This is a genomic window from Thiorhodovibrio frisius (genome assembly GCF_033954835.1).
GTDB classification, from domain to species: Bacteria; Pseudomonadota; Gammaproteobacteria; order Chromatiales; family Chromatiaceae; genus Thiorhodovibrio; species Thiorhodovibrio frisius.
The window spans coordinates 3366810-3379621 of record NZ_CP121471.1 but is presented as its reverse complement, the minus strand read 5'-3'; the positions used below and the strand labels follow the sequence as shown (position 1 = coordinate 3379621).

At 63.6% G+C, this 12812-nt stretch carries 14 protein-coding genes; 6 read left to right on the top strand and 8 right to left on the bottom strand.

What is annotated here, in order from left to right; translation table 11 throughout:
• Positions 1-57: 57 nt before the first annotated feature.
• Positions 58-402, top strand: a complete 345-nt coding sequence (locus tag Thiofri_RS15435; protein WP_009146804.1) for a DUF6717 family protein — start codon at positions 58-60, stop codon at positions 400-402.
• A gap of 57 nt (positions 403-459) precedes the next feature.
• Here the strand turns inward: Thiofri_RS15435 and Thiofri_RS15430 are convergent, their stop codons facing one another.
• The 4 genes from Thiofri_RS15430 to Thiofri_RS15415 all read right to left on the bottom strand — a co-directional run bounded on the left by Thiofri_RS15430 (position 460) and on the right by Thiofri_RS15415 (position 2821).
• Positions 460-1068: a FlhC family transcriptional regulator gene (locus Thiofri_RS15430; RefSeq protein ID WP_323705390.1), complete on the bottom strand. Its 609-nt coding sequence runs from the start codon at positions 1066-1068 to the stop codon at positions 460-462.
• Entirely contained in the window at positions 1065-1418 is a 354-nt protein-coding gene (locus Thiofri_RS15425) for a hypothetical protein (protein WP_009146806.1), read from the bottom strand. Before Thiofri_RS15425 ends, Thiofri_RS15430 begins: the two co-directional genes overlap by 4 nt.
• Before the next feature lie 160 nt (positions 1419-1578).
• On the bottom strand, positions 1579-1848 hold the full coding sequence (locus Thiofri_RS15420; RefSeq protein WP_009146807.1) for a hypothetical protein: 270 nt from the start codon (positions 1846-1848) through the stop codon (positions 1579-1581).
• On the bottom strand, positions 1835-2821 hold the full coding sequence (locus tag Thiofri_RS15415; protein ID WP_009146808.1) for a ParM/StbA family protein: 987 nt from the start codon (positions 2819-2821) through the stop codon (positions 1835-1837). The genes Thiofri_RS15420 and Thiofri_RS15415 overlap by 14 nt, the downstream gene beginning before the upstream one ends.
• Positions 2822-3958: 1137 nt before the next feature.
• Here Thiofri_RS15415 and mobI point away from each other — a divergent pair.
• The 4 genes from mobI to Thiofri_RS15395 are packed head-to-tail and all read left to right on the top strand — an operon-like array spanning position 3959 to position 9018.
• Entirely contained in the window at positions 3959-4411 is a 453-nt protein-coding gene (gene mobI / locus Thiofri_RS15410) for a conjugative transfer protein MobI(A/C) (protein ID WP_143741722.1), read from the top strand.
• An 8-nt stretch (positions 4412-4419) separates the two neighbouring features.
• Positions 4420-6501 carry a MobH family relaxase gene (mobH, locus tag Thiofri_RS15405; RefSeq protein WP_223296646.1) on the top strand — a complete coding sequence of 694 codons (2082 nt, stop codon included), beginning with the start codon at positions 4420-4422 and terminating at the stop codon, positions 6499-6501.
• A 5-nt stretch (positions 6502-6506) separates the two neighbouring features.
• Positions 6507-8366, top strand: a complete 1860-nt coding sequence (gene traD / locus Thiofri_RS15400) for a conjugative transfer system coupling protein TraD (protein WP_453888752.1) — start codon at positions 6507-6509, stop codon at positions 8364-8366.
• Positions 8356-9018, top strand: coding sequence for a DUF4400 domain-containing protein (locus Thiofri_RS15395; protein ID WP_040854300.1), 663 nt, complete (start codon positions 8356-8358; stop codon positions 9016-9018). Before traD ends, Thiofri_RS15395 begins: the two co-directional genes overlap by 11 nt.
• A gap of 246 nt (positions 9019-9264) precedes the next feature.
• Here the strand turns inward: Thiofri_RS15395 and Thiofri_RS15390 are convergent, their stop codons facing one another.
• Both Thiofri_RS15390 and Thiofri_RS15385 read right to left on the bottom strand, forming a co-directional pair.
• Complete coding sequence (locus Thiofri_RS15390; RefSeq protein ID WP_009146814.1) at positions 9265-9666, bottom strand: thiol-disulfide oxidoreductase DCC family protein; 402 nt, start codon at positions 9664-9666, stop codon at positions 9265-9267.
• A gap of 134 nt (positions 9667-9800) precedes the next feature.
• Positions 9801-10415, bottom strand: a complete 615-nt coding sequence (locus tag Thiofri_RS15385) for an SAM-dependent methyltransferase (protein WP_323705383.1) — start codon at positions 10413-10415, stop codon at positions 9801-9803.
• A 113-nt stretch (positions 10416-10528) separates the two neighbouring features.
• Between Thiofri_RS15385 and Thiofri_RS15380 the strand changes: the two genes are divergently transcribed.
• The gene (locus Thiofri_RS15380) at positions 10529-11422 is read left to right on the top strand and encodes a sulfotransferase domain-containing protein (protein WP_009146816.1); all 894 of its coding nucleotides are present in this window, start codon (positions 10529-10531) and stop codon (positions 11420-11422) included.
• A 212-nt stretch (positions 11423-11634) separates the two neighbouring features.
• On the opposite strand, the gene Thiofri_RS15375 is transcribed toward Thiofri_RS15380, so the two are convergent.
• Positions 11635-12498: a damage-control phosphatase ARMT1 family protein gene (locus Thiofri_RS15375; protein WP_009146818.1), complete on the bottom strand. Its 864-nt coding sequence runs from the start codon at positions 12496-12498 to the stop codon at positions 11635-11637.
• Between the two features lie 11 nt (positions 12499-12509).
• Positions 12510-12695, bottom strand: coding sequence for a hypothetical protein (locus tag Thiofri_RS15370; RefSeq protein ID WP_040854306.1), 186 nt, complete (start codon positions 12693-12695; stop codon positions 12510-12512).
• Between the last annotated feature and the right edge of the window lie 117 nt (positions 12696-12812).

Here is a 12812-nt window from a genome sequence, read left to right as displayed (position 1 = left end):
AAAATGCGTGAATCACTTGGGTCATCAAATGTTGGCAAAGCCAGAGAGAACATAGCAATGCCGAATGCCATCATGGTCATCCACCCCTACCTTGACGGCGGCGTCTGGGTGTTTGACGACCCTGACGCCGGCTTGGTCAAGGAGCCCTTCGTCTCCGGTGCCGATGACATCATCGACAAGATGGTGGCCAAGTTGCCCGATGCGCGTCTTGGCTTCCATCTGTATTTCTCAGCAGCCCCTTTCCCGGGCTATCAGCTCGAGTTGATATGGCAGCGAGAGGAATACGACGGCAACTGGTATCGCAGCGAGGTACTGGACATGGAAGGCTGGCTCTGTCCGGCCTTGTTCAAGTATTTCGAGAAGGCGCCGGAGCGGATCTACGCCCAGTTCAGGGCACAGTGATTCTGACCATCGGGAATTGCTGGCCGGTTTGGCGATGCGCCGAACAAGGCGCCAAACCTACGCCAGCCCCCCGGACCATCGCTGAAACATCGGCTCCGGCGGCAACTGCAGGGACTGCGCGAAGGCATTGCCGGCCGCTTCGCCCGTCACCGCCGGGGCCTCATTGAAATTCCGATACAGCGAGCAAATTGGACAAGTGCGATCAAACCGACTCTGCTCGGCGACCAGGAAATGCACCTCACAGGCGCGGCAGCCCAATAGCTTCGCCGTGCCGATGTGCAGATCGCGCGCCGTCACCCAGCAGCGGGTGATGTCCAGGCTGTTCTCCGCACCGGCCAGGGTCCGGCACACATCATGAGCCGCGATGATGGTGTAAATGCTTGGCTCACTGATCCCTGAAGCCTGCTCCGCTGCCGCCTGGCCACGACAACGCAGATAGGTCACCGCGAACAAGGACGCCTGCAACTGCCGCCGCCGGGAATTGATGGTTGTCCCGCCGATCGTGGGCAACTGACCCGAGGGCGCCGACACCCCATGCAGCTCCCGATACAAGGCCCGCAGGGTATCGCGCGGGACGCCGGCTTCGTGATGAACAATGGAAACCCTTGCGCGTCGGGCAATCAACTCCATGGCCAGGCGCATGCGGGCGTGACGTTCCAGGATCATTGCGACTCTCCCTGATCGATCTGAGCCGCCTCGCCCAGATTCCGCAGCAGCAGATGCAGCGCCGTGATATCCCGCTCCGGCGCCTGGGTGCAAACCGCCAGCAGCTTGTCGGTCGCCTCCGGCAAGCGCGGCTGAAACACCGTGCCCGGCGTCGTCGCCAACCGCTCGATGGCCTCCGGCGTGGCATCGACCAGCCACTGGGCCAGCGTCCCATCCAAGCCGAACAGGGCCTCCACGACCCTGTCCTGTCCCGAACGAAGCAGATCCCGAGCGGTATGCAGATAGGCCCGGTTCAACTGATGAATCGAGCCCACCAGCGACTCGGGGATAAGGTGCGAGTATGCGTGCATCGAACAACCTCCTGAATGATCAAAAATCCGTTGCGAACAATAGGGAAGCCGCGGCGCCTTTCCTGCCATGACTAGCGCGTTGCGTATCAAATGACACACAACTATTTCCGGCATGGATTGAACGGTTGCAGGTGATACCTTGGCCTGGCCTCTGGATGCCTTAGTCCGACAGCGTCAGCCCTTGCAGCAACCGCGCGCGGTTAGGCGACAGCGCCTCGGCCACTGGCGGGCTCGGGTCTTCGGGCATCGCCTTTGCCGTCTCAGCAACCCCGGCAGCTCCAGCCCGCCCGCCGCTCAACCCCATCAGCGCCAACTGCCGCAACCGCTCCGCCCGCCCACGCGGGCGCAATCCGGCCAAGGCCCCAAACAACTCCGGATGCAAGGCCGGCGACAGATGCACCTGCACCCGCAGCGCCTCAGCGTCCGCCATAGACGAAATACCCGCGCGCATTCGCGGTCACCGGATCGCGCGGTATCTCCACCGGCACCGGTTCGAAGAGGTCACTGACCAAGGGCATGAACCAGGCACTGCCGCCACCGGTCACCAGAATCCGATCTACCGCCGTCTGCTCCCGGCGCAAGTCCTGGCGCAACTCCTCCAGGGCAATCCGCGCTGTCCCAGTCGATGCCTGCTGCAACGCCGGCAGCAAATCAACCCGGCGCCCCTGGTAGAGGATCGACATCCGACCCTCCGCCAGTGCCCGCTCAATCACCGCCACGGGCGGCTGGCCCGAGCCATCGGCGCCGATCAATCCAGCCGCCGTCTCGATCACCACACTCATCGCCTCCAGAGAAGTTCCGGTCGCCGTGCGCCGCAGATCCCCCTGCACCAGCACCGCCCAATCGACTGAGAAGAAGCCGACATCCAGAATCAGCACCGTCCCCTCGCTGATCACGCTGATCAGCGCGTCATCCCCCTGCACCAGCGCATCGACAAAGGTGCCGACCGGCTGCGCGATCACCCGCACCTCCGCGACTTCCACAACGCCAATCCCGGTCGCATGCCGACCAAGAAGACGCGCGCGCAAAGACTCCCGCTGTTTGACGTCAACCGCCTGAGAGACCGGCAAGCCCGTCACCAGCCGATCAATACGCGGGGCATTGACCAGCGTCAGCGCCCCCAGCACCAGCGCCCGATACGCATCGCTGTCGGCATAGCTCGCATGCAAGGCCCGCGACCAGCCTGACACCCGGGTCGGGCGCACCCCGGCCATCCATTTCTGGCCATCGACCTGCACCGGAATCCCGGTCGGACTCGCCCGGCTGGTGCCATCCAACTGCACCGCCACATGCTCCACCGGCGCCGCCATCGCTGGCAGCACCCGTAACTCGGGTTTCGTACCTGCCCACCCGAAGGCGAGCTTCAGATTGCTGTAACCAATGTCGAGACCGACGACCTGCATGGAGACCCCCTTGGGATGAATGGAACGACAGCGCAACGACACGGCCCGGCCAGAGCGGGGTTTACCCCGGACATTCCGCCCGGCAAACCCAGCAAGCCCCTGTCCGCGCACTGGCGAACGACAGGCCAACGACTGCGCCAATGGACGCATCCTGCCCGCGATCATGTCGTCGGAGAAACAACGAAAGCTGCGTTAAATCAGTGTCTTTTGTGGCTGCGCTTCAGGACTGCGCAGGGCTAGGATTCGGCACTGAAGCGAGCGAGGTGTGCCGACTCAGCAGCGGGCGAGATGACCCACGATGGTCCCCGATCCGCGCAAGACGCTGATCGAGGATGGGAACAGGCAGGTGACCGGCGACGGGTTCGCACGAGATGACCCGCCAGCGCGTGAGGCGCGAACGACCCGCGAAATCACCAGTCCCGACTGACGAAAGCGACCAGCGGCGATCCGCGCTGCGGGCCGCCTGACCTTGGCGGTTGAGTCCAGAAGGGCAGCGCACGGGTTGCTTGTTGGCATCGTAGGCCCCGGCTGCCGGCGGGCTTCCAAGAAACAAACCGCCGTGACGGCCAAGCGGGAGCTGAGCGGAAGCGGCGGAAGCCGAACGCCCGCTTCAGCGACTCGCATGGGTCTCCAGCCCCTCGACGTCGCGGTTTGGGGCGAGGTGACCAAAACCGCCCCTGTTGTGAGATGACCAGCCGGGCCAGAGAGTGCCCCTAATCCATTGATCGAATTGAAGAACACACAGGTGCCAGGCGTCCCCGACACACGAGATGACCCATCCGACGAAAAAGCCGATTTTTCGCCCCTGGTGGACAGCGGTTCCCAACCACTCAGATGACCCGGTGATGCATCGGACGAGGTGACCCAAACAGACCCGAAACACCCCCGCAACCCAATGAATCAAAGCACGTTTCGACCAGTGACCCAAGACACCGCGAGGACCAGATGACCTTCACCCGACCCGATGCCCAGATGACCAAGGCCGCTGAGAGCCCCAAAAACCGCCCTGAATTCTCAGGTGACCCCGAAACTCGGGGGCACCACGGTAAGGGGTGGGCCAGTTACGCGAATTCGCGCGCTGTCGCGGACCCTGCGTCCGGAGATCATGAGCCGCTCTCACGTCAGGCCATGCGCGTCATGGCCGAATGGTTAGACCAGGAACAAGACGCTCTGCGCATTCATGCCGAGATCGAGGAGGTCAGCACCATGCTGCGCCTGCGCGCCGAGCGCAAACGTCAGGGTGCTCGCGCGGGGTGCTCCCGGCTCGGGGTGCGGATGCGCTCGCCGCGCCGACCGGGCGGCAGCTTCACCTTGGAATGGTTTCTGGTTGACCGTCCCGGTCGCACCCAGTATCTGCCGCGCGGACGAGGGGACCGTTACAACCGCCCGGCCTTCAATCGGGCAGTGCCCTGGGAGCGGCGCATCGCCCTGGAGGCCGAACGCCCGCTCGGCGCGATTCGGGAACGGCTGCGCCTGATCAAAGACCTGGAGCGGCGGCTGCAGGAACTCCAGACCCTGCTCGCCCAACCGCTGCCGAGCGCCGAGACGGATTCAGAGGATGAGACGATCCGGGAGGGCCGCGCATCATGAGTGGCTGGATGTCACGCTGGCTGAACGCGGGTGGCGAGGAGCAGACCGCGACCAGGCCGCCAACAAAAACCGCCATGGCGGCAGCGCCATCACCGTCGTTCAACGACGAGGAGATTCCCCGCTATCCGCCCTTCGTCAAGGGACTGCCGCTGCCAACCCTGCCGCAGCTCATGGCCACCCAGTCCGAGCTGATCGCGCGCTTGCGCAAGGAGCTGATGCTCGGCGATGACGATGACGGCACCAACCGCTGGGAGTCCTATATCCTGCCCGTCATCGAACGCTACGCAGCCTTCGTGCATTTGATCCCGGCCAGCGAGGCGCATCATCACCGAGGCGCTGGCGGACTCTACCGCCATGGGCTCGAAGCGGCGTTCCATGCTACTCGCTCCAGCAAGGGGGTGATGATTGGCCTGGATCGCCCGCGCGTCGAACGCCGCCAGCTCGAACCCAGGCTGCGGGTCGCCGCGGCCCTGGGCGGGTTGTTCCATGATGCCGGTAAGGTGATTCACGATGTCACCGCCACCGACCGCGACGGTCGTTCCTCCTGGTCGCCGATTGACCAAGACCTGGACGACTGGGCCAACCAACGGGGCCTGGATCGCTACTTCCTGCATTGGCGCGAGCAACGCGCCCAAGGCGGGCATGAGGCGTTCAACCTGATCGCGCTCAAACGCATTCTGCCAGCACGGGTTGAACGCTGGCTGTCGCATCCGGACCCAAATCTCTACAGCGGCTTTCTGGCCGCCATCACCGGCGTTCCGCACAGTAGCCCGTTGGTTGAACTGGTCCGCAAGGCCGACCGGGTCAGCGTCGAACAGGATCTGCGCGAGCATCGTATCGAATCCATCGACACCGCCGTTGGTGTGCCCGTGGATCGCTACCTGATCGATGCCATGCGCCGGCTGCTGCATGACGGGCGCTGGACGGTCAATTTCCCCGGTGCGCGGGTGTGGCTGTTTGCTGATCTCGGGCTCCATCTGGTCTGGCCGGCGGCGGCCAAGGACATGAGCGAACTGCTGGCCAAGGACCGGGTGCCGGGTATTCCGCGTGATCCTGATACCATCGCTGAAGTGCTCCTGGAACGCGGTTTGGCGATTCCAAGGCTCGATGCGCTCGGCCAGCATCCGACCTGGCGGATGGCGCCGGCGCTGTTGTCCGGTGAGAATGGCAAGCCGGTTGAGCTGGCGATGCTGCGACTGAAAGACACAGGGGTGCTGTTTCCCTTTGGCGCGCCGGGCACCGTGGAGCTTTGGTCGGCGCCGGAGGAGTCACAGCCAGCGCGATCCGAGCCCCAGCGCCCATCTGAGCCGGTGGTAGCCTCCCAGGACGCGCCTTCAGGCCAGCCGGAGTCCACGCCGGCGTCTGTCGGGACAACAGTGCCGCTGGCATCGGAGCCATCGGTGGTATCGGCTGCGGGAAAACCGTCCGAGCCGAGCCCCGCTTTATCGTCAAACCCCTCCACGGCCGCCATCGAACAAGCCCGCCGCTGGCTCACCAAATCCTCCACCAGCACTGCGCGCCTCGCCAAGACCATCGATTCCCTGGACAGGGATCTTCACACCCACGCCCTCTGGCGCGATGGGCTCCTGTGGCTGCGCTATCCTGATTGGTTCGAGACGACCGGCTGGCCCGCCCCCGAGGCCGCGCAGGCTCTGAGCGAGGACGGTTGGCTGGAGCCTGATCCGCAAACGCCCATGCGCCGGGTGCGAGATCATGCGGGCCAGCGCTGGTTGGCGCTGAACGCGCAACTCTCCGAGCAGCTCGGCACCGTGCTGGGTGAGCCGAGGGACCGTCAGCCAGCGCCGGAGGACCCCGAGGCGACGATTCGCCAACCGGATCAAAGCGTCCTTGTCGGCCCACCATCCGCGAGGACCGATCCCGACGACCCGCGTCTGATCGAGATCATTCTGCGCGAGCTGGCCATTCAGCACGGCGGTGGTGATGGTTCCCACGCCTGCGTCCTTGAGCAACGCCAGCTCAAAGCACTGGCCCGAAAGCATCACCTCGGGGTGTTTCGCCTGCGTACCCGGTTGCTGAACGACCCGCGCGTGCGCGAGGACAATCAGCGCCGCCTGGTTGTGACGATCTGATGAGCATGGATCGCTACACCAACCCCTGGCGGCCGAACTACGAGGCCATCGCCGTCGCCGTCTGGCTGCTGCTGGCGGCCTTTTCCTTTGCCAGCGCGCCCCATTGGCGGTTGCATACCCCAGCCTTTCATGCCTTCTCGCTCGGTGCGCTCGTCATGGCGCTGACCTGGCTGCCGGGGGCGCTCAGAATGCGCACGGCTCGCCGGGCGCTCAACGGTCGACCCTTGGCCTTTGTCACCGCCGAGGAACTGGCCAAGACCATGTACCGCGTCAAAGGCCAGCTTTGGCTTGGCAAAGGCTTCGAGTGGGAGCGCGACCAGGCCCAGCTCGCGCATGATCTGCTGCGGGTTGGTCCCTCGCGCCTGGCCGAGGTGTCCCTCACCGCCATCGGCGCCCATTGGCTGCATGGCCTGGCCCCTCGCGAGAAAGACCTGGCGGTTCCCCTGTCCACCATGGAAGGGCATCTTCTGGTCGTTGGCACCACCGGTGCTGGCAAGACCCGGCTGTTCGATCTATTGGTCACCCAAGCGGTCCTGCGCGGGGAAGCCGTGCTGATCATCGATCCCAAGGGCGACCGGGAATTGCGCGACAATGCGCGCCGGGCATGTGCCCTGGCAGGACGCCCGGAGTCCTTCTCCGCCTTTCATCCCGCCTATCCGGAGCACTCCTGCCGCATTGATCCGATGGCGACCTTCGGGCGCCATACCGAACTGGCCAGCCGCATCGCCGCGCTGGTGCCGTCAGAGACCGGCGCCGATCCCTTCAAAGCCTTCGGGCAGATGGCCATGAGCCATATCATCGCCGGGTTGCTGTTGGTCGCCGAGCGGCCGAATCTGCTTAAGCTGCGGCACTATCTGGAAGGCGGGATCGATGCGCTGGTCGAACGGGCGCTTGTGACCTACTGCAACCAAGTGGACCGGCGCTTCGATGCCGATGCCATTCTCAGTAAAGCCAGAGACGGGCAGGGCAGGGTGATGGCCCTGATCCGCCACTACCGCCAGCGCGTCGCCCCCCAGCAGCCATCCTCGGTCATCGACGGCCTGGTCAATATGCACGAGCATGAGCGGGTGCATTTCTCCAAGATGGTCGCGAGCCTCATGCCCGTGCTGGTCATGCTGACCTCGGGCGAACTGGGGCCGCTGTTGTCGCCTAACCCTGACATCGACAACGACGCCCGCAGTCTGATGCGCATGACGGACCTGATCAATGATCGCTCGGTCGCCTACATTGGCTTGGATTCTTTGTCCGACGGCATGGTCGGTAGCGCTATCGGTTCGCTCCTGATCGCTGAGCTGACCTCCATCGCCGGAGATCGTTACAACTACGGAGTCAAAAACCACTCGGTCAGCGTCTTCATCGACGAGGCCGCCGAGGTGATGAACGACCCTTTCGTGCAACTGCTGAACAAAGGCCGTGGTGCCGGTCTGCGCGTGACGGTCGCGACCCAGAGCTTCGCCGACTTTGCCGCGCGCACCGGCAGCCGTGACAAGGCCACCCAGGTGCTGGCGAATCTGAACAACCTCATCGCGCTCAGAGTCCTCGATGCCGAGACCCAGACCTACATCACCGACAGCCTGCCGAAGATCCGGCTCAAGACCATCATGCGCACCCAGGCGAGCAGCACCCAGTCGGATAACCCGCTGCTGTTCAGCGGCAATGCCGGGGAGCGTTTGATCGAGGAGGAGGGCGACCTGCTGCCGCCGGCCTTGCTGGGGCACTTGCCGAATTTGGAATACATCGGAAGGCTCGCGGGCGGGCGCACGATCAAGGGGCGGTTGCCGATTTTGGTTGCGGACAAGGGGGACGGTGCTGGCGTGCCCCTTGGTGCCAAGCCTGCTGGGGACGATCAATTCAATGTCCGCTGACCGACAATCACAGTCCGGCTGGCTGTGGGGCCTGACGGTTGCAATCGTCCTGTTCGTGATGGAATTTATCCTGCTCTCGGCGCTGGTGCCAACGGAGTGGTCCAACCGGGTTCAGGAACAGGAAGCCGAGTGGATGCGGCAGACCCTGGGTGCCAAGACGGCCCAGGCGATCTTCGAGCGCTCCGAGTCCTGGTCAGAGCAATTGTTTGTCCGCTCCGGACTGATGGCCGGAAGCTATGATTTGCTATTGCCTGATGAGGTGCGCATCAAGAAGGCACCGGAACTGGGCAAGCTGGCGGAAAGCCCCATCTGGCCATTGATCAAAGACCGCCTCGATGTGATCTGGCAGTCGCTGGACATGGCGGTTCAGCGGGTGGTTCATCTGCTCGCCTGGTGGCCCTTTCTCGCCTTTGCCCTGGTCGGGGGAATCCTCGACGGGCTGTTGCGCCGGCGCATTCGCCAATCGGGGTTTGATTATCCCAGCCCGCTCGCGCACCGACTGGCGGTGGGGTCATTGCTGTGGATCGGAGTGGGCGTGTCGCTGAGCTTGTTGCTTCCTGTGCCGATACCGGCACTGGTCGCGCCAATGCTTGCCACCCTAATCGCCCTGACTGTTGGGGCGATGGTCACGCAGACGCAGAAACGTCTTTGAATGTCTTCATGCCAAAGAGCGTTGATCACCTTGAGCATCACCGACAGGTCAAACGAGCGGCATTTTTTTGGAAACCGGTAAGGTACGCCCTCGCGGACATGGGCGGCTCTAACGTGACCAAGCAACCCGAGGAAGGGGATGCGTGTGCCGGCAGCCGCCGGCCTTGATCCGGGAAACGGCCGGACTGTCGCGCTAGCCGAGAGACCCAAGAGACGGCATCCGGCACAAATGCTGAGTGCTCTCCGTTCAAGCGACCGCGCAGCGATCATCCTGGCAACGCTTTTGCCAACGGCGACGGGCAAACCAGACATAGCCACGTTCCATCAGGGGGATCAATCGCAGCTTGCGGACCAAGGTCGCCAGAAGATGCCAGCCGGGGAGGGCAGACCAGAGCGCGAGAAAGGCCTCAGCGCCGGTGTGAATGTGCGATCCCTCGAGCACATGAAACCGCGCCATGGCGGATTCGCGGGTGATGCCGAGCGCTGCGCACGCGCTTGGGTCGGCATGAATGTCGATCCAGTGCACCGGCTGACGGGGAGTCAATTTTTGGTAGTGAGCGATCTCGCGCCGGCAGAGCGGACAGCCGCCATCGAAGAGCACGCGTAATGGCTGGCTGGAAGCGTGAAAGGCGGAGTCCTGGTTGGGCATCGTTGAAAATTCGCGTATGGCTTGAGGTTCTCGTGAGTTTGGGCCAGAGGGGCTGCCGTCCAAGGGTGCTCGGTGCCGGCGCACATCCAAATCAACCGGGCCGGGTGAGGCGATGAGCGGTTGCTTAGCCTGCTTTACGCTGGAACCGGGGCAGCGACTGGTCGGCGTGCGACCAGGTCGATCACGGCAGCCCGGCCGACATGGCCGGTGCCCTCCTGCAGTTCGCACTCGTACTCCTCAAGCCGCAGAATCTCAAGCCCGGCGAAGACTTCGCGCAGGAGTTCTGGCGTGTAGAGCAGCTCGGCACAGGGCGGGCCGCCACTTTGAAAGGCCAGCTGCGCCGGAGTGAAGCCATGCAGCAGGAGCAGGCCACCCGGCGCCAGGGTGCGCTGCATTCCAGCGAAGATCGCGGCTCTGAGCGCGGGCTCGGCGAATTGAATGAAAACTGCCACCACAACATCATAGCGCGCGGGCGCCCATGGCCAGTCGCGCAGGTCGGCCTGATGGAAATCCACCGCGACCCCGCGGGCCGCCGCCAGCTTGCGCGCCTTGGTCAAGGCAACCCCAGAGCTGTCCATCGCGCTGACCTCGAGCCCAAGTTCAGCGATATAAACAGCATGGCGCCCTTCGCCATCAGCGACGACCAGCGCGCGCTGGCCGGGTCGAAGCCGATCAGTCTGCGCCGCCAGAAACTGACTCGGCTGAGTGCCGTAGAGATAGTCTTCTTGATCGAAGCGTTGGTCCCACATAGGTGATCTCCGCCAGAGAATTCTGGATGCGACTTTTTTAGATTCTTTACCGTCAATCCCACGGATTCATCATCCGGGGTGGCCGGGACCATGAGCGTTAGGAACACAATGGCATGAGCACTCAGCAACTTGCAGGCACAAGCCGTCCGGAGCGGGACGAGCAACCCGACCCACACTGGGGCGAACCCCATCCGCTGCATGACCCTTGGATACTCGCCAATTTCCAAGCACGCCCGACAGATGTGCTGATCACCACGGCGCCTAAGGCCGGCACTACCTGGATGCAACAGATTCTGCATCAACTGTGCACCGGTGGCGATGAGGCGTTCGAAGACATTGATGATGTGGTTCCCTGGCTGGAACGCCAGCGCCCGCCGCAGACATGGCGGCAGGTGCTGGAGGCGTTTGAAGCGCTTGCTACCCCGCGCTTGTTCAAGACCCATTGCACCTGGGAGCAGACCCCGGGTCGGGACATCGCACGTCTGATTCTGACAGTGCGCGATCCGCGCGACTGCTGCATCAGCTTTTACCACCATTTGATGGACATGACCGACAGCGCGCTCGCCTGTCACGGACTGGAAAGACCAGCGAGCCTGGATGCCCACGTCGATGCCTGGCTGGGGTTCGGCGCCTGGTTTCGCAACCTGGCAAGCTGGTGGCCGCAGCGCGAGCGCGACAACCTGCTGATGCTGCGCTACAGCGACCTCAAGGCCGACTTGCCCGCAGCGATCACCCGCATCGCCGACTTTCTTGGCTGGCCATTAACGCCGCAGACGTGCGAGCGGGCCGCGCATCTGTCCTCCTTCGCCTGGATGAAGGCGAACAGCCAGCGCTTCGCCGGGCGTAACGCCGACGGCAGCCCGATGTTTCGCCCTGGCGGCTTTATCCGCAAAGGCGAGACCGGCGATCACAAAACCCAACTGACACCCGATCAGGAGGCGCGCATTCTGCGCCGTTGCCGGCAGGAACTGCCCGCCGAGTGTCTGGCCTATTTGGGCCTTGGTTGATCTTTCGAAGCCGTCATCGCGGATCAGTGACCTCGGAATCGATCATCACCCCGAACATCTCGGCAAAGTCCTCGAGTACAGCGACGCGATTGATCACGATGAACATGAGCGGATCTCCTGTTGGCCTTCTTGCCGATGTGTCCGTGTCTTTGGCGAGTATGGACAGGGGGACTGGCCGCAATTCAGCCCAACCGGAAGGGAGCATAAGGCCATCAGGAAACGGCATCCCTCAGCGCGGCGCTTGCCTGAATGATAACGCTGCCAGCCGGAACCCCGATATCCTCGGCAATCACCGAGCACTTGGCCTGCAGCAGAAAGCAAATGGGCGCATGGACGCCGCTCAGCGTCTCGTAATTGGCTTGGCCCTTAGCGATGATCAGCCGAGCGCGGTTGAAGCGATCGCGGAAGTCTGGCGAGCACAGCCCCAGCGGCGCGCCCATGGCGTCGCAACCGGTGTCAATGATCTCCGCGACCTGGTCCAGGCCGGCGGCGACGGCTTCCTCGCGGGTGGCATCGTTTAGCACCGGGCCAGCCTTGACCGCATAGCGCACGGGCAGAGGCATGGTCTCGATCAGCACGCGATCGAAGACAGTCTCACCGGCGTTGTCGGCTAGATACAGCACTTCATCCACCCGTTCCAGCGCCTCGCGCAGCACGGGCAGGTCATCGATCAGGGGGTTGGCCTGAAGCACTCGCTCCAGTGTCGCTTCCAGGTCGAAGGTCTCGGCGACACCATGGTCGATGATATTGCCAGCAATGGCGATGCGCACCGCTGTCCGGAGAGTATCCTCAGCTGTCGCCACATGCGCCCGCAGCGCTGGGAGCAATGCCAGGGCCTGCGCGGTCGCCTCGCGTTTTACCTCCAGATAGGGGTCGGCAACGCGGGCGCGCTCGCGTACCAGCCGATGAATTCGCTCGCCCATCTCCGGCGGCGTCGCATCGCTGGCCAATTCGCGCAGGGCGGTCAGGGTATCTTCCAGGATCGCCCGCTGTAGTTCGGGCGAGGCGCCGGCGCGGCGGGAGGCGCTCAGGGCTTGGCGGAGAAAGCAGGGCCAGCAGTCGAGGTAGACGCGCATCTGAGCAGCCCCTAATGTTGGCGTTTCTGTTGCAGCAGTTGGTCGTGGTAGGAACCCTCGCGCAGCAACTTGGCGCCGCAATTGGGGCAATGATCGTCCTGGCAGGGGACACCGTTGCGATGCGCGCCGTGATAGTCACACTTCGGGCAGATGCAGGTGCCGCCGGCACCCATGTTGTGTGGCCGTTGCTGTGGCATGTTGGAACCTCCGTTCTGCTGTTATCCGATCAATCCAGTCGGGATTATCCGGGGTGTTGGGACTGGAGGCATTGATAAGTCGCGTTTCAGGGGTTTGTTCGCGCACGGGTATTGCGA